Source organism: Sulfurifustis variabilis, from assembly GCF_002355415.1.
Lineage (GTDB): Bacteria > Pseudomonadota > Gammaproteobacteria > Acidiferrobacterales > Sulfurifustaceae > Sulfurifustis > Sulfurifustis variabilis.
Genome location: NZ_AP014936.1, coordinates 2,235,380 through 2,251,593, shown reverse-complemented (window position 1 = coordinate 2,251,593; position 16,214 = coordinate 2,235,380). Strand labels below are relative to the sequence as shown.

Annotated in this window: 19 protein-coding genes; 13 read left to right on the top strand and 6 right to left on the bottom strand. The window is 69.8% G+C overall.

Going from position 1 to position 16,214, the window contains the following annotated elements; genetic code table 11:
- Positions 1-194: 194 nt before the first annotated feature.
- The 9 genes from SVA_RS10660 (at position 195) to SVA_RS10620 (ending at position 7,445) form a co-directional block, all read left to right on the top strand.
- A complete protein-coding gene (locus SVA_RS10660; protein ID WP_096461205.1) occupies positions 195-641 on the top strand; it encodes an ATP synthase subunit C in 447 nt (148 codons plus the stop codon).
- Between the two features lie 8 nt (positions 642-649).
- Positions 650-997 (top strand): V-type ATP synthase subunit F, encoded by a 348-nt coding sequence (locus SVA_RS10655; RefSeq protein WP_096461204.1) that lies wholly within the window; start codon positions 650-652, stop codon positions 995-997.
- Positions 994-1,644, top strand: coding sequence for a V-type ATP synthase subunit E (locus SVA_RS10650; protein WP_096461203.1), 651 nt, complete (start codon positions 994-996; stop codon positions 1,642-1,644). Before SVA_RS10655 ends, SVA_RS10650 begins: the two co-directional genes overlap by 4 nt.
- On the top strand, positions 1,637-3,415 hold the full coding sequence (locus SVA_RS10645; protein WP_096461202.1) for a V-type ATP synthase subunit A: 1,779 nt from the start codon (positions 1,637-1,639) through the stop codon (positions 3,413-3,415). Before SVA_RS10650 ends, SVA_RS10645 begins: the two co-directional genes overlap by 8 nt.
- 7 nt (positions 3,416-3,422) lie before the next feature.
- Positions 3,423-4,817, top strand: a complete 1,395-nt coding sequence (locus tag SVA_RS10640) for a V-type ATP synthase subunit B (RefSeq protein ID WP_096461201.1) — start codon at positions 3,423-3,425, stop codon at positions 4,815-4,817.
- Positions 4,814-5,434, top strand: coding sequence for a V-type ATP synthase subunit D (locus SVA_RS10635; protein WP_096461200.1), 621 nt, complete (start codon positions 4,814-4,816; stop codon positions 5,432-5,434). The genes SVA_RS10640 and SVA_RS10635 overlap by 4 nt, the downstream gene beginning before the upstream one ends.
- A 203-nt stretch (positions 5,435-5,637) precedes the next feature.
- Positions 5,638-6,288, top strand: a complete 651-nt coding sequence (locus SVA_RS10630; protein WP_096461199.1) for a class I SAM-dependent methyltransferase — start codon at positions 5,638-5,640, stop codon at positions 6,286-6,288.
- Between the two features lie 72 nt (positions 6,289-6,360).
- Positions 6,361-6,837: a hypothetical protein gene (locus tag SVA_RS10625; protein WP_096461198.1), complete on the top strand. Its 477-nt coding sequence runs from the start codon at positions 6,361-6,363 to the stop codon at positions 6,835-6,837.
- The gene (locus SVA_RS10620) at positions 6,837-7,445 is read left to right on the top strand and encodes a hypothetical protein (protein ID WP_096461197.1); all 609 of its coding nucleotides are present in this window, start codon (positions 6,837-6,839) and stop codon (positions 7,443-7,445) included. The genes SVA_RS10625 and SVA_RS10620 overlap by 1 nt, the downstream gene beginning before the upstream one ends.
- 2 nt (positions 7,446-7,447) lie before the next feature.
- On the opposite strand, the gene SVA_RS10615 is transcribed toward SVA_RS10620, so the two are convergent.
- Entirely contained in the window at positions 7,448-8,224 is a 777-nt protein-coding gene (locus tag SVA_RS10615; protein WP_096461196.1) for a potassium channel family protein, read from the bottom strand.
- A gap of 69 nt (positions 8,225-8,293) precedes the next feature.
- Between SVA_RS10615 and SVA_RS10610 the strand changes: the two genes are divergently transcribed.
- Together SVA_RS10610 and SVA_RS10605 are read left to right on the top strand one after the other, a co-directional pair.
- Positions 8,294-8,920, top strand: coding sequence for a DUF924 family protein (locus SVA_RS10610; RefSeq protein WP_096461195.1), 627 nt, complete (start codon positions 8,294-8,296; stop codon positions 8,918-8,920).
- Positions 8,917-9,792, top strand: coding sequence for an SDR family oxidoreductase (locus SVA_RS10605; protein ID WP_096461194.1), 876 nt, complete (start codon positions 8,917-8,919; stop codon positions 9,790-9,792). Before SVA_RS10610 ends, SVA_RS10605 begins: the two co-directional genes overlap by 4 nt.
- 12 nt (positions 9,793-9,804) lie before the next feature.
- Here SVA_RS10605 and SVA_RS10600 read toward each other — a convergent pair whose 3' ends face one another.
- The 5 genes from SVA_RS10600 to SVA_RS10580 form a co-directional block, all read right to left on the bottom strand.
- Complete coding sequence (locus SVA_RS10600) at positions 9,805-11,100, bottom strand: Ni/Fe hydrogenase subunit alpha (protein WP_096461193.1); 1,296 nt, start codon at positions 11,098-11,100, stop codon at positions 9,805-9,807.
- Entirely contained in the window at positions 11,097-11,912 is an 816-nt protein-coding gene (locus SVA_RS10595) for an NADH-quinone oxidoreductase subunit B family protein (RefSeq protein ID WP_096461192.1), read from the bottom strand. The genes SVA_RS10600 and SVA_RS10595 overlap by 4 nt, the downstream gene beginning before the upstream one ends.
- A 1-nt stretch (position 11,913) precedes the next feature.
- Complete coding sequence (locus SVA_RS10590) at positions 11,914-12,753, bottom strand: FAD/NAD(P)-binding protein (protein ID WP_197703164.1); 840 nt, start codon at positions 12,751-12,753, stop codon at positions 11,914-11,916.
- 5 nt (positions 12,754-12,758) lie between these two features.
- The gene (locus SVA_RS10585) at positions 12,759-13,868 is read right to left on the bottom strand and encodes a 4Fe-4S dicluster domain-containing protein (RefSeq protein ID WP_096461190.1); all 1,110 of its coding nucleotides are present in this window, start codon (positions 13,866-13,868) and stop codon (positions 12,759-12,761) included.
- Positions 13,869-14,111: 243 nt separating this feature from the next.
- Positions 14,112-14,879 (bottom strand): class I SAM-dependent methyltransferase, encoded by a 768-nt coding sequence (locus tag SVA_RS10580; RefSeq protein WP_096461189.1) that lies wholly within the window; start codon positions 14,877-14,879, stop codon positions 14,112-14,114.
- A 78-nt stretch (positions 14,880-14,957) separates the two neighbouring features.
- Between SVA_RS10580 and SVA_RS10575 the strand changes: the two genes are divergently transcribed.
- Positions 14,958-15,452 (top strand): hydrogenase maturation protease, encoded by a 495-nt coding sequence (locus SVA_RS10575; RefSeq protein WP_096461188.1) that lies wholly within the window; start codon positions 14,958-14,960, stop codon positions 15,450-15,452.
- Positions 15,436-16,110 (top strand): UdgX family uracil-DNA binding protein, encoded by a 675-nt coding sequence (locus SVA_RS10570; protein ID WP_096461187.1) that lies wholly within the window; start codon positions 15,436-15,438, stop codon positions 16,108-16,110. The genes SVA_RS10575 and SVA_RS10570 overlap by 17 nt, the downstream gene beginning before the upstream one ends.
- Positions 16,111-16,214: the final 104 nt, after the last annotated feature.

The following is a 16,214-nucleotide window of genomic DNA, read 5'->3' as shown; positions in this document are numbered from 1 at the left end:
CGGAAGGCGAGGCCCTCACCCCTTGCCCTCTGCCGCAAGCGGGAGAGGGGGAGTCGGTGGAAGCGGTTAGTTTGATTCCCTCTCCCCTTTGGGCAGAGGGTGAGGGTGGGGTGAGCGTTGGAACCCTCACCCCATCCCTCTCCCGCTCGCGGGAGAGGGGGAGCAGGAACAAGAAGCACCTATAAGGAGTCACCATGTACTGGCTAGTCGGACTGATCACGTTGAGCCTGGTCGGCATCGTGGCCGCCGGGGTGTACCTGGAGTTCCGTCCGCTGTCGCGGAAGAGACCCGCCCGGCGATGGCTCAGGGGCACGCTGGCGGCGAACCTGCTGCTCTTCGTGGTCGCGGAAGCGCTGCTGCTTTTCTTCGCCGTGGACCAGTCGATGGCGCAGGCGCCGGCCGCGGGCGCGTCGGCCGACGTGTCCGTGGGACTCGGGCTCGCACTGATCGGCATCGGCATACCGACGGCGCTCGCGACGATCGGCGCGGGCATCGCCGTCGGTCCGGTGGGCGCCGCGGCGCTCGCCGTCATCGCCGAGAAGCCGGAGATCTTCGGGCGCACGCTGATCTATCTCGGGCTCGCCGAGGGCATCGCGATCTACGGCCTCGTGGTCACGATCCTGATGCTCGGCCGCATCTAGGCGGGGCGATGGCCGACGCCGCGCCGCCGCCCGCGACCCGCCTGCTGGCGCTCGGATCGAGCGCGCTGATGGAGGGTTTCAGCCTGATCGGGGCCGAGACCTACCCGGAGGCCACGGGCGACACGGTCGAACGGGTGCTGGGCGACCTGCTCAAGCGCCAGGAGAAGGCGCTCGTCTTTCTCGAGCATCACCTCGCGCGCGATCCGGGACCCTGGCTCAGGCGCGTCCGCGAGGAGGGCGGGCGGATCGTCGTCGCCGAGATCCCGCCGTTGCACGCCCCCGAGGCCTACCGGCCCGGAGTCGAGGACGTGGTGCGCGCGATCCTCGGCCCGCAGGCCCTGGAGCCCAGGACGTGAGCCCGCGGGGCGGCATCGAGGAGCTCGAGGCGGCGCTCCTCGCTCGGGCGCGGGCGCTCGCCGACGAGCACCTGGCGAACGCGCGGCGCACGCGCGACCAGATCCTGGCCGACGGCGCCGAGCGCCTGAGGCTGCGCGAGGAGCGCGAGATCCTCGCGGCCAAGGCCGCGGCCGAACGGCTGTACCGCCAGCGCGTGCAGGCGGCCGAGATCAAGCTCGCCGAGGAGCTCGATCGGCTGCGCTGGAGCCTCGTCCTGGAGGCGCTGGAGAAGATGCGTTCCCGGCTCGCAGCGCTTCCCGCGGACGAGAAGCGCTACGACACGCTGCTCGAGCGCTACGTCGCGCAGGCGGCCGAGGCGATCGAGCGCGACGAGCTGGTGGCGGAACTCAACGATCGCGACGCCGCGCGCCTCGCAGGGCGCTGGGAGGCATGGTGTCGCGACGCCGGCGTGGCGAAGCGCTTGCGCCTCGCGCCGCAGCCGATCGCGTGCGCGGGCGGCGCGCGCGTGAGCAGCGCGGACGGCGCGATCCGGATCGACAACACCTTCGAGGGCCGCCTGGAGCGGATGCAGGAGGCGTTGCAGCGGACGGTCATGGAACGGCTCTACGCGGCGACCGCGGACGTGAGGGCGATGATCGGTGGGTAGGATAATCGAAGTCAACGGGCCGATCGCCACGGTGCACCTGCCCGGCGTGCTCAACGGCGAGCAGGTGCGCATCGGCAAGCTGGGCCTCGTGGGGGAGGTGATCGCGCGCAGCGGCGAGGAGGCGGTCGTCCAGGTCTACGAGTCGACCGAGTCGGTGCGCCCGGGGGAGTCGGCCGAGCCGCTCGGTCATCCGCTCGCGGTCGAGCTCGGACCGGGGCTCCTCGGGAACATCTACGACGGCGTGCAGCGTCCGCTCGCCGCGACCTACGAGGCGAGCGGCGACCAGATCGCGCGCGGCCTCTCGCTCGCGCCGCTCGACCGCGCGCGCCGGTGGTCTTTCACGCCCGAGCCGGGCATGGCGCCCGGCGCGAGGCTCGATGGCGGGGAGATCCTCGGGCGCGTGCCGGAGACGAAGACGATCGAGCACCGGGTTCTCGTTCCCCCCGACGGTCGCGGCGAGCTGATCGAGCTGGCGCCTAACGGAGAATACGCGGTCGAAGACGTGATCGCGCGCCTGCGGGAGCCTTCCGGCGCCGTCCGCGAACTCCGGCTCTACCATCGCTGGCCGGTGCGCACCGCGCGGCCCTACCGGCGACGCGACCACGCCACGAGCCCGCTCATCACGGGGCAGCGCATCCTCGACACCTTCTTCCCGCTCCTCAAGGGTGGCAAGGCCGCCGTCCCCGGGCCGTTCGGCGCCGGGAAGACGGTGGTGCAGCAGCAGATCGCGCGCTGGTCGAACGCCGAGATCGTGATCTACGTCGGATGCGGCGAGCGCGGCAACGAGCTGGTCGAGATCCTCGAGACCTTTCCCGAGCTGACCGATCCGTACACCGGGCGGCTGCTCATGGAGCGCACGATGCTCGTCGCCAACACCTCCAACATGCCGGTCGTGGCGCGCGAAGCGTCGATCTACGTCGGCGTCACGCTCGCGGAGTACTACCGCGACCAGGGCTACGACGTGGTCATGGTCGCGGATTCCACGAGCCGCTGGGCCGAGGCGCTGCGGGAGGTGGCGGGACGCCTCGGCCAGATGCCGGTGGAGGAGGGCTACCCGGCGTACCTCGCCTCGCGGCTCGCGGCCTTCTACGAGCGCGCCGGGCGCGTCGAAACCCTTGCGGGCCTGCACGGCTCCGCGACCCTGATCGGGGCCGTTTCGCCCCCCGGCGGCGATTTCTCCGAACCCGTGACGAGCCATACCAAGGAGATCGTGCAGACCTTCTGGGCGCTCTCCAAGGAGCTCGCGGATGCGCGCCATTATCCGGCGGTCGACTGGACGGACAGCTTTTCGGGTTACGCGGGTCAGGCGGCGACGTGGTGGGCCGAGAACGTGGACCCCCGCTGGGCGGCTCGGCGCGCCGAGGCCCTGGCGCTGCTCGCGCAGGCGGACGAGCTGGCGCGGATCGTCAACCTCGTCGGCCCCGAGGCGCTCTCGAGCGCGCAGCGCTGGGCGCTCGAGGGCGCCGCGCTGATACGCGAAGGCGTGCTGCAGCAGAGCGCGTTCGAGGAGGTGGACTCGTTCTGCTCGCCGCAGAAGCAGTTCATGCTGCTCGATCTCGTGCTCGAGCTGCACGGGCGCGGCGGCGAGCTCCTCGGCATCGGCGTGCCGGTGCAGGAACTGCTCGCGCTTCCCGTTCTCGCGCGCGCGCGGCGGCTCAAGACGCTGTACGCGAGCAACCAGGTCGACGAGCTGTCGGGCTTTCGCGGCGAGATCCGCGAGACCTTCGAGCGGCTGCGGACGGAGTACGGCAAACCGGGAGGCGGGACCTAGGCGCGCCATGAAGGAGAAAGAGTACCGGATGGCATCGGCCGCGCGCGGCGGCCTGCTGTACATGAAGGGCGTGCAGGGCGTCGCGCTCGGCGATCGGGTGGTCGTGCGAGACTATCGCGGGCGCAAGCGCAACGGGCAGGTGATCCGGACGTCGGACGCGGTCGTGCTGATCCAGGTGTTCGAGGGGACCGACGACCTCGACCTCGAGCGCACCTGGGTGCGGTTCCTCGAGGAGCCGTTCGAGATCCCGCTCTCGCGGGACATTCTCGGCCGGATCTTCAACGGCGTGGGGGCGCCGCGGGACAGCCGTCCGCCGCTCGTGTCGGGCGTCAAGCGCAACGTCAACGGCGCGCCGATGAACCCCGCCGCGCGCGCCTACCCGCGCGAGTTCATCCAGACGGGCATCTCCACGATCGACGGACTCAATTCCCTGGTGCGCGGCCAGAAGCTGCCGATCTTCTCGGGCTCGGGGCTGCCGCACAACCGGCTCGCCGCCCAGATCGTGCGCCAGGCGAAGCTGATCGGCGAGGAATCGAGGTTCGCGGTGGTGTTCGCGGCCATGGGCGTCTCGTACGCCGACGCGCGCTTCTTCGAAGAGGACTTCGAGTCGAGCGGGGTGCTCGGCAACGTCGTGATGTTCATCAATCTGGCCGACGACCCCCCGATCGAGCGGCTGATCCTCCCGCGTACGGCGCTCACGGCGGCGGAGTACCTCGCCTACGATCTCGACCTGCACGTGCTGGTCGTGCTCACCGACATGACGAACTACGCCGAGGCGCTGCGCGAGGTGGCGACGGCGAAGGGCGACGTGCCCTCGCGCAAGGGCTACCCCGGCTACCTCTACTCGGACCTCGCCGAAATCTACGAACGCGCCGGGCGCATCAAGAACCGGCACGGCTCCATCACCATGGTGCCGGTGCTGTCCATGCCGAGCGACGACATCACGCACCCGATCCCGGACCTGACCGGCTACATCACCGAGGGACAGATCGTCCTGTCGCGCGACCTGCACAACCAGGGCGTGTACCCGCCGGTCTACGTGCCGCCGTCGCTCTCGCGGCTCATGAAGGACGGCATCGGCAAGGACGACACGCGGGAGGACCACCCGCGCGTCGCGAGCCAGCTGTACGCGGCCTACGCGCGGGCGCTGGAGGTGCGCAACCTGGCGTCGATCATCGGCGCCGAAGAGCTGGGCGAGCTCGACCGCCAGTACCTTGCCTTCGCCGACGCGTTCGAGAAGCGCTTCGTCGCGCAGGGCGAGGAGGAGGACCGCTCGATCATCGAGACGCTGGCGATCGCCTGGCAGCTCCTTTCGTTCCTCCCCGCCGAGGCGCTCACGCGCATGCGCGAGGCCGATCTGGCGAAGTACCACCAGGGCGAGCGGGCGCCGGCGGAGGCATGAGGGGCCGGCTCAAGATTCCGCCGACCAAGAGCGCGCTGCTCGCCCTCAAGCGGCAGGTTGCGTTCCTGGAGCAGGGCCACGCGATGCTCGAGCGCAAGCGCGAGCTGCTGACGCGCCTCGTCTACGAGCGTCTCGACCAGTATCGCCGGCTGCGCGCGGAGGTACGCTCGTCGCTCGCGGAGTCGTACGAGTGGCTGGGCATGGCGCACATGCGCATGGGCAGCCAGATGCTGCGGCAGGCGGCGCTCGGCCTCAAGCCGGCGCTCGCGCTCACCATCCTTCCGCGCTCGTCCATCGGCGTCGAGTACCCGGCCGTGGAGGTCCGGACACTTCCGCTGCAGCCGGTCGGGCTGATGTGGACCGACGCGAGTTTCGACGAGGCGCGCCGCCGGCTGGCGCAGCTGGCGGCGTTGCTCGCGCGTTTCGGGGAAGCGGAGACGGCGCTCTGGCGCCTTCTCGCCGAGCAGCGCAAGACGCAGAAGCGTGTGAACGCCCTGAAGTACAACGTCATCCCCCGTTACCGCGCCACCATCCGCTACATTCAGTCGGCCCTGGAGGAGGAGGAACGCAACACGCTGTTCCAGATCAAGGTGCTGCGCGAGGCGGGGAGCGGCTGAAGACGTCCGCCCGGTCGCGCGCGACCCGGTCGCGAGGCGGCAAGTAGCCCTGGGGTGGCGGCGGGCATCGGCGGACCACAAGTCGGCGAACCCGCCAAGCTTTGCAAGTGGCCGTCGATAGGTTATTTTTCACCGCGACGAGTGCCCGCGCAGGGACAGCGGCGGTCCGGTTCCGGTTTTTCGCAAGTCACGGGAGCGCATGGATGGAGATCGAAGCAATAAAAAAAGCCTACCGGCGCTACGCCCGGCTCTACGACCTTTACTTCGGCGCGCTTTTCCAACCCGGCCGCAAGGCGGTGCTCCGGCACATGAACTGCCGGCCCGGCCAGCGCGTGCTCGAGGTCGGGGTGGGCACCGGCCTTTCGCTGCCGCTGTACCCGCGCGGCGTGCACGTGACGGGCATCGACGTCTCGCCCGAGATGCTCGAGCGAGCCCGCGAGCGCCTCGGTCGCGACGGAATCGGGGATAACGTCGAGCTGCACGTGATGGACGCCGAGCACATGAGCTTTCCCGACGACAGCTTCGACAAGGTCGTCGCGATGTACGTGGTTTCGGTCGTGCCGCATCCGCGCCGTCTGGTCGACGAGATGCGCCGCGTCTGCCGGGCGGACGGGGAAATCTACATCGTCAATCACTTCCACAGCCTGAATCCCGTCATCGGCGGCGTCGAGAGCCTGCTCGCGCCGCTCTCGCGCGTCGTCGGTTTCCATCCGGATTTCTGCCTGAAGACCTTCGTGCGTGAAACCGAGCTCGAGGTGGTCGACAAGCAGAAAGTGAACCTGTTCGGCTACTGGAACCTGCTGCGCGCGCGCAACAACAAGCAGCTTCTGACCGCGCTCGACGCCACCGCCTGAGCCGGTTCTCCCGCTCACGCCGCGGGTTTTGTCTCTGGGCGGTGCTGCCTCCCGATGATATAAATCGGCGGCATGCGCTCCCTCCGGGCCGTCTCGATCGCCGTCCTCCTGGTCGTCTCCTCGCTGCCGGTCGCCGGCTGCCGCGGCACGACCGATCCCGAACGCGAGCTGCGCGAGCTGCTGCGCGGCGCGGAGGCCGCGGTCGAGGCGAAGGACTTCGGCGCCCTGAGGCCGCTCCTCTCCGAACGCTACAGCGACGCTGAAGGCAACGACCGCCGGCGCGTCGAGGCGGTCTTGCGCGTCTGGCTGCTGCGCCATGGCGAGATCTATCTCGTCACGCGCGTGCAGGACCTGCGCTTTCCCGCCGCCGACCGGGCGCAGGTCGTGTTGCTGGTCGCGATGGCGGGCGAACGCATCGCCGACTCGGCCGACCTCGCGGGCCTGCGCGGCGACCTCTACCGCTTCGACCTGGACTTCGCCGCCGAGCGGGGAGACTGGCGGCTTGCGCGCGCGGCGTGGCGGCCGATGGAGCCGGAGGACCTGCTGTAATGGCGCGCCGGCGCATCTACTCGCAGGGCGCCTTCGACGGCGCCTGCTTTCTCTATGCGCTCGCCAACGCGTACACCGCGCTCACCGGTACCACGGTCACCATGACGCTGTGGCATCGTGCGATCCGAGGGATGCCTTACCTCACGGATTTTCTTTCCGGCACCGTCGGCACGGACCGCTACCGGGGCGACCCGCAGGTCCTGCGCTTCGCGATGGAGCGCATGCTGGCGGCACTCGGCGGGCCCTCGCGCTTCCGGGTCGAGCACACCGATTGCACGACGCCGGACGAGATCGCCGGCCTGATCGACCGTCGCTCGGTGGCGTTTCTGTGCATCAACCGCACGGGCGGGTCCCGGCCGTTCCTCGATCACTGGGTCTGCGGCGTCGGCCGCGGCGAGCATCCGGCGTCCGTGCGCCTGGCGTGTTCCTGGAAGTATCAGCGCAACCACGAGGACTACCGCGAACGCCTCGATCCGGAGTTCGGTCGTTACTACAACGACCGTTTCCGCCAGGAGGACGCGGCGCGCGTCATTCCGGGCACGGTATACCGGGTCGCGCTTCAGCGCGCGCGCACGCGCTCGCGTCGTTCCCGTCCTTCCGGCCGGTAGCGTCATGCACGGTGGTCCGGCTGCTCCTGTCGACGCAGCGCGGCGATTTCGCGCGCCGTGTCGCGCCGTCGGACCGCCTGTTGCTCGGTGTCGCGGCTGATGAAGAAGCTGGCCAGCGCCGCTGTGACGTACCCGAACACCGTGAAGCCGTACACGGCCAGCAGCAGGCACAGCAGCCGCCCCTCGGGCGTCCGCGGCCAGTACTCGGATCCCATGGTGGCGAGGATCATCGCGGTCCACCAGAGGGCCGAGCCGTAATCGTCGATCCCGCGCTCCGGCGACACGCCCCTCTCGAACGCATACATACCGGCCGCGCCGCTGACGAGGACGAGTAGAGTGAGGAGCATCACGTAGCCGAACCCCCGCCGGCGCATGGTGCGGCCGAGCGCGCGCATGCCGCGGTTCCAGGAGGTGACCAGCCGCAGCAAGCGCAATCCCCGCACGGTGCGCGCGGCCCGCAGCACCCGAAGGGCGCGCAGCGCGCGGACCGAGCGCAGCGCCGGAATGGCGAGCGACAGCGCGGTGAGCCAGTGGCGGCGCAGGTAACGCACCCGGTCGGGCGCGAGCGCGAACTTGAAGCCGAAGTCGATGACGAACACGACCCAGATCGCGAGGCCCAGGCGCGCGAGAAAAGGGCTGAGCCCGAGCGTCAGCTCGAAAACCAGCAGGGCAAGCCAGGCGAGGCCCAGGACCGCGAGCGGAACGTCGAGCCGGGATTCGAGACGGCGCACGAGGCTCGACCGCTGCGCATCCACTCGACGTCTGATGTCTTCTTCCATGACGACCTCCTGCGTCGCTGTCCGTGGGCCGTGTTATAACACGCGTCTCGGGCGGCAAGGCGGGCGGCGATGACGGAGCAGGCAGTGGCGCGGCAGGACGATCTTCTGAATTTCTGGTTCGGTCCGCTCGGACCGGACGGTTTCCCGCGCGGGGACCGTTCGCGGCTCTGGTTCGGAGGCGCGAGCGAGATGGACGACGCCATCCGCGCGCGCTTCGCCGATGACGTCGAGCTGGCGGTCAGCGGGAGCCTGGACGCCTGGGGCGAGACGGCGCGCGGCCGCCTCGCGCTCATCCTCCTGCTCGACCAGTTCCCGCGCAACCTGTTCCGGGGCACGCCGCGCGCCTTCGCCTGCGACACGCATGCCCTGCGGCACGCGCTCGCCGGCCTCGAAGAGGGACAGGACGGCCAGCTCGCGCCGATCGAGCGCGCGTTCTTTTATCTGCCGCTCGAGCACGCGGAGGATCGCGGCTTGCAACGACGGTCGGTGCGAGTCTACGAGCATCTCGTGCGCGAATTCCCGGCGGCGGCCGCGCAGCTGCAGGGATTTCTCGACTACGCCGTCAAGCACCGCGACATCATCGAGCGCTTCGGGCGATTCCCGCATCGCAACGCGATTCTCGGGAGGGCGAGCACCCCCGAAGAGATCACGTTCCTCGAGACCGCCGAGCGCTTCGGGCAGGGCGAACCGCGATGAGCCCGGTCTTCATGGTAGGCTGCGGCGACATCGGCACGCGCGTCGCCCGGCTCGAGCGCGCGCAGCGCGCGAGGGTGAGCGCGCTGGCGCGCAGCGAGGAGAGCGCCGCCCGGCTTCGCACCGAGGGAATCGCACCGGTCGCGGGGGATCTGGACCAGCCCGAATCGTTGCGCGAACTGCCCACGCACGACACGCTCCTTTATTACTTCGCGCCTCCGCCGGCGAAAGGCGTGCACGATCCGCGGATGCGAGGTCTGCTCGAAGCCCTTTTGCCGGAACGGCGGCCGCGGCGGATCGTCTACATCAGCACGACCGGCGTGTACGGCGACTGCGCCGGTGCCTGGGTCACGGAGGAACGCCCGCCGAAACCGGGCGCGGATCGCGCCCGCCGGCGTCTCGACGCGGAGGAGGCATTGCGGGCTTTCGGCGCGCGCTTCGAAGTCGGGACGGTGATCCTCCGCGTGCCCGGAATCTACGCGCCGGGACGTCTGCCGGTCGATCGCATTCGCGCAGGCGAGCCGCTCGTGCGCGAGGAGGAGGCGCCCTACACGAATCGCATCCACGCCGACGATCTCGCTCAGGTGTGCATCGCCGCCATGCGCCGCGGCGGCGACGGCGGCGTCTACAACGTCTCGGACGGTCACCCGACGACGATGACGGATTACTTCTTCAAGGTGGCCGACGCCCTCGGGTTGCCCCGCCCGCCCGTGCTGCCGCTGGCGAGCGTACGCGAGCGCGTGAGCGAGGGAATGCGCGGCTATCTCGCGGAGTCCCGCCGTATCGACAATCGCAGGATGCGCGCCGAGCTGGGCGTGAGCCTGCGCTATCCCACCCTCGAGGCGGGTCTGGCGGCGCTGACGACCGCGCGCTGAGGACCGATCCGCTCAGTCCCGGTCCGTCCGCTCTATGTTCAGCTTCAAAAAGTGCGTCGAGCACGAGATGCACGGGTCGTAGTTGCGGATGTCGGCCTCCAGCCGGTGGCGCAGACGATCGTCGTCGAGCGCGAGGGACTCGAGCACGCTCGCGCGCAGGTCGGCCTCCATCTGCGCCTGGTTCTGGCTCGTCGGGGGGACGATCGTCGCCGCTCGCACTACGCCCTCGGTGTCGAACGCATAGCGGTGCCAGAGGATGCCGCGGGGCGCCTCGGTGGCGGCCGTTCCCGTGCCCGAGCGCGGCTCGACCTCCACGTGAGGCTTGATGCGCCGCGTGTAACCCTCGGCCACGCGCAAAGCCTCGATCAGCGAGAGGTGCACCTCGAGGGCGCGTGCGACGATGCTGTGGTAGGGGTTCGCGCTCGGAAAGGCGATGCCCGTCTGACGCATCAGGCGCGCGGTCTCGGGCGGGAGGCGGTCGAGGTTGTTGTTGAGCCGCGGGAGCGGCCCGACCCAGTAGGGGCGCCCGTCGAGGTGCGCGTGCAGCGCCGTCGAGTGCGGCACCTGGTGCTCGCGGATGCGGTCGGCGAAGTCGGCCGCCGAGATGTCGACGCCGGCGCTCGACGCGATCCGGCCCTCGTTCATGGGATACTCGTCCGGGTGGCGCAGCGACACGAAGGGCGCGTCCCGCTCGACCGTCGGAAACGCCAGTCCCGCCGTCCAGCGCACCATCGCCTCGGCCTCCGGCAGCGCTTCGCGCAGGCTACCGGCCAGCGCGCGCAGCTCGGCCACCTCGGGCGCCCGATAGAAACCCCCGGGGCGCACGCCGACCGGATTGACCGGGCGTCCGCTCAGCAGCGCGATGATCCGGTTGCCGATGCCCTGGAGCCGCATGCCGCGGCGCACGGCCTCGGGCTGCACCTTCGCGAGCGCCATCACGTTGGGTTGGCCGTAAAAGTCCGGCGCGGCGAGGAGGTGTATGTGCAGGCTGTGGCTCTCGATCCACTCGCCGCAATAGTAAAGGCGCCGGAGCGCGCGGATTTCCGGCGTCACGGCGACGCCGAAGGCCTGTTCGATCGCGTGGCTCGCGCTCATCTGGTACGCGACCGGGCAGATGCCGCAGATCCGCGTGACGATGTCGGTCACCTCCTTCCAGGTGCGCCCGACGAGGAACTGCTCGAAGAAGCGCGGCGGCTCGAAGATGCGCAGACGGAGGTCGGTGACCGAACCGTTCTCGATGCGGACATGCAACGCCCCTTCGCCCTCGACGCGCGTCAGCACGGGCACCTCGACGCGGCGCTCGCTCACGGCACCTCGCCGGGGCCGGGCAGCGGCGCGTGCTCGTCGGCCGCCTTTTCCCAGATTTCCGCCGCCTCGCGAAAGGTCGGATCCCAGTTGTAGATGAAGCGATAGCGGCGCGCGATCGCGTCCCCGGAAAGACCGAGGCCCAGAAAGCGCCGCCCGAGCGCGACCGGATTGCCGCCGGCCTGTGGACCGAAGCAGCCGTAGCAGTCGCGTTCGTGGGCGGGGCAGAGGGCGCCGCAACCGATGCGCGTGACCGGCCCCATGCACGGCTCGCCGCTGGCGACGAGCACGCAGACGTTGCCGGCGCGCTTGCACTCCATGCACACCGACTCGTCGGGCACGCGCGGCCTTACGCCGGCGAGCAGGTCGGCGAGCACGCGCTTCAGCTCGCCCTGATCGGGCGGGCAGCCGGGGAGCGCGTAGTCGACCCTGATGTGATCGCTGAACGCCGTGGAGTGCGGAAGCGAATCGATGTGTTCCGGTTGCGGGTAGGCGGCCTTGAGGAAGTCCTCGTGCCGGTGGCGGTTGCGCAGCGCCTGGATTCCGCCGGCCGCGGCGCAGGCGCCGATCGCGATCACGACCTGGCTCACGGCGCGGATCTCGCGCACGCGCTCCAGGTTCTCCTCGGTCGAAACCGAGCCCTCGAGGAAGGACACGTCGTAGGGGCCGGGTCCGATGTCGCTCGAGGCCTCCCAGAAATGAACGATCTCGACCCGGTCGGCGAGCGTGAGCAGCTCGGCTTCCAGGGTCAGAAACTGCAGCTGACAGCCGTCGCAGGACGTGAACTTGTGCACCGCGACGCGCGGCTTCGCCATCTCAGTAGCCTCCCACCGGCAGCAGCGCGCGCACGCGGGCATACGGAAAGACCGGGCCGTCCTTGCACAGGAACTCCTTGCCGAACTGACAGTTCCCGCAGTGCCCGAGCGCGCATTGCATGTTGCGCTCGAGCGAGAGGTAGATGCGCTCGAGCGCGGCGCCGCGCTTGAGCAAGTTCTCGGCCACCGAGCGCATCATCGGCTCCGGCCCGCACATCAGGGTGAAGCCGTCCCGGATGAGACCCGGATCGATCTCGTCGAGCAGGGCGGTGACGAGCCCGCTGCGTCCCCGCCAGTTCGGGTCCGGGCGGTCGGCCGAAAGGAGCACGCGGGTGTCGGGCGCCTTTTCCCAGGCAGCAAAGCGCGCGCCGTAGATGAGATCCTGGGGCCGCTTCACGCCGTGCGCGATCGTGATGGGGCCGTACTGCGAGCGGCGCTTGATGGCGTACTCGATCGCGGAGTTGGTCGGGGCGCAGCCCAGACCGCCCGTGATCATGAGGAGGGCGCGTCCCTGCGCGACGGCGAACGGCCAGCCGGTGCCGAACGGCCCCCGGAGACCCAGTCGTGCGCCCGGCCCGAGGCGGACCAGTCCCTCGGTCACGCGCCCCACGGCGCGGATCGTATGGTCGACGAGCTCGTGTTCGTCCGGATCGGAGGAGATCGAGATCGGAACCTCGCCCACCCCGAAGAGATAGAGCATGTTGAACTGGCCGGGAGCGAAGCGGTAGGCGGCGCGTTCGGCCGCGTGGCGCAGGCGCACGCGCAGGGTGTAGACGTCCGGCGCTTCCTCGATCCGCTCGACGACCTCGGCCGTCATCGGCAGATAGGGGTTGCGTGCCACCGCGCTCATCCCCGCAACCCCGGCGTGGCCCGAATGGCCGCGACTTCCTCCGTGAGGTCGATTCCGGTCGGACACCAGGTGATGCAGCGCCCGCAGCCCACGCAACCCGACACCCCGAACTGCGGTATCCACGACGCGACCTTGTGCGTGAGCCATTGGCGGTAACGCTGGCGAATCTGCGGGCGCAGGCGCGCGCCGTGCACCGAGCCATGCCCGAGCGTGAAGCAGGCATCCCACTGGCGCTTGTGCGCCGATTGCGCGCCGTCGAGGCCGGTCTCGTCGTGCTCCTTGTGACAGAAGCAGGTCGGGCAGACCATGACGCAGTTGGCGCACGAGAGACAGCGCGAGGCCACGTCGTCCCAGCGCGGGTGCTCGAGGTTGTTGAAGAGAAGCTCGTAGATACCGTCCGAGTCGAGCCGGCGTACCTGGCTCTTCGCCGCGCCCTCGATGGCGCGGTCGGCGGCCGCGCGATCGGACGCCGGCGCGTTCACGAGCGGCAGCTGCTTCGCGACGTTCTCGCCGGCCGCGCTCCCAGCCTCAACCAGAAAGCAATCGTCGAGCTCCGTGAGCGCGAGATCGAACGCCTCGCGCACCCGCGGCCCCGTACCCATGGAGGCACAGAAGCAGGTGCCGGCCGAGCGCGTGCAGTTGACCGCGACGAGGAACAGTTTCTCGCGCCGCGCCGCGTAGTACGGGTCCGTATGGGAAGAGTATTGCCCGGCGAGAAACGTGCGGTCCTGCACCCGCATCCCGGCGATGTCGCAGGCGCGCGCGCCGATGACCGCCGTGGGCGGCGCCTCGGCGGCGGCTTCGTTGAAGCGCACCTCGCCGTCGGTTACGGTCCAGAGCGTTTCCTCCGGCGCGAACAGCAGCCGCTTGAGCGATTCCGGACCGTTGACGAAGTCGAAGTAGCGTCCGTCCGCGCTGTCCACGAGGCGATAGCTGCCCGGCTCCTGCGCGCTTTTGACGCCGCGCGGCAGGTCGGCCGCGCTGTCGATTTCGTCGAGCATGACCGCGCCCGCGCGCACCCTGGGTCCAAGGACGCGGTAGCCGCGCTCCCGCAGCAGGCGAACCAGATCGTCCAGCCGTTCTTTTGCGAGCCTCGCGGTCTGCATGTCTCCGGACCCGCGTCAGACACTAACGCAAAGACCGGATGATAGGAAGCGAACCGGAGTCGAGCGCCGCCGCTGGGCTCGCGGAGCGGAGGCGTGTCCGCAATGCGGCGCCGCGTTGCACGCGACGTCAGCCCCGAGGCCTGCGCGGTCTTGTTCGGGTCTCGGGCAGGCGTGCCATCCCCGCAGCGGAGTGCCGCCCGCTCCTCGTGCGAGTGCCGCCACGAGAGGTGTCAGCCACGAGTGTCATGCCGCCTTGCATGCCACGATCAACTGCCCGCCGCCGGGAGGCGGCGCCGCGAGGTCGCACGCCGACAGCCGGGCCGCCAGGTATTCGAGGGCTGCCGCCGGGAGGCGACGCCACAAGGCGCCGAAAGGAGCCGCATGTCGAAGGCGCAGCTGCTGTGGGAGATCGATCAGATCCCAGAGACGGACGAGGGAAGGACGCAGATAAGCGCGGACGTATTCGACCGACAGACCCGCCCGATCGAGCTCGCTCCTCCAGCGTTCCGGACTCCACAGGTTCAGGTGGCCGTAGGTCCGGTTGCGCCAGCGCCGATAGGCGTCGAAGGGTAGCCCGAGCGACGGCGAGAAACCTTCGCTCGGTGTGGTGAAGACGAGCCGTCCGCCGGACCGGAGCAGGCGCGCGACGGCACGGAGCACGAGCGCCGGGTCCGGCAGGTGCTCCAGCACCGAGTTGCTGAGGACCGTGCCGATGCTTCCCGGCGCGATGCCGGCGTGCTCGACGGGACGCGCGATCAACTCTCCGTACAGACCGAGCGCGTCCGCCCGAGCGAGCGCCGCGATCGAGGGATCGACGCCGTAGTCCACGCGGCGCAGCACCAGCGACGTGACGAGGCCGTCGCCGCAGCCCAGGTCCAGCACGGGTGGCGCAAACCGTTGCTCCCGCAGGACCGCCACTTCGGCGGCACGCCACAGGCCCAGAGAAGGACCCTGACGTTCGAGCAGGATGCGGCAATCGGAGCGCGGGAGATGCAGGACTCGGTGTTCCATCGCCTTGCGTGCAGGGGAGCCCTCTCTATTTAATAGCGCGATCCGCACCGTGCCCAATTGGGAAAGCGCCCTAGACCGATGTCCGCCACTCCGGCCGTGCTCATCATAGGAATCGGTTCTCCTTACGGAGATGACCGGCTTGGTCTGGAGGCCATTGCCGCCCTCCGGCAGGACCCGTACGTGCGCGCCCAGGCGAAGCGCATCGCGCTACGGGCGGCGGACCGTCCGGGTGCGCGACTGATCGATCTTTGGCACGGCGCGAAAGCGGTTGTGCTGATCGACGGCATGGTCACCGGTGCCGCGTTCGGCACGGTGCATCGGCTCGAGGAGGAGACGATCGCCCGCGCGGGCGGGTCGCACCCGGCGTCGACACACCACTTCGGCGTGGCGGAGACGGTCGCGCTGGCGCGACAGCTCGGCGTCGTCCCCGGGCGGCTGATTCTGTACGGAGTGGAGATCGGTGAAACGGGTGGACAGGCCGCGCCCGGTTCCGCGATGGATGCCGCCCTGGCGCGTCTGACCGTACAGGTGGTCGACGAGGTGAAGGGCTGGCTCGATGAAGACAAGGGCTAACGCCGGCGGCGACAGCCGCGCAAGCCGTCCGCGTTCGGCCGCGGCCTTCGTGCCCGCGCGCCTCGGTCTTGCGGCGCTGCGCCGGGCCGCCGCCGGATGTACCGGCTGCGACCTCTACCGCAACGCGACGCAGACGGTTTTCGGGGAGGGCGCCCGCTCGGCGCAGCTCGTGCTCGTCGGCGAGCAGCCGGGTGACCGCGAGGACCGCGAAGGCCACCCCTTTGTCGGACCCGCCGGCCGGCTGCTCGAGCGCGCGCTCGCCGATGCGGGCATTCCACGCGAATCGGTCTACATCACCAACGCAGTGAAGCACTTCAAGTGGGCCGCGCGCGGCAAGCGCCGCTTGCATCAGCGGCCGCGCGAGGGAGAGATCGACGCCTGCAACCCCTGGCTCGTCGCGGAGATCGCGGTCGTTCGTCCGCGCGTCGTCGTGTGCCTGGGGAGCACCGCCGCCCGCGCCGTCTTCGGTCGCACGGTGCGGATCAAGGACTGTCGCGGACGGTTCCTGAAGGCGGGAATCGCCGATTGTGCCTTCGTCACCCTTCATCCGTCCGCGATACTGCGCGTGATCGACCACGACGCGCGCCACCTGGAATATGCGCGTTTCGTCCGGGACTTAGCGGCCGTACGCGAGCGGATGGCCGATGAACGGCATTAGCCAACACCTGTAAAAACGCGGATATTGCGTTGTCGATGAGGGGGTCAGCGGCTAGACTTCGAACGCGTGGGACACGGAAGTCAACGAACAGAACAGCCGGGTAA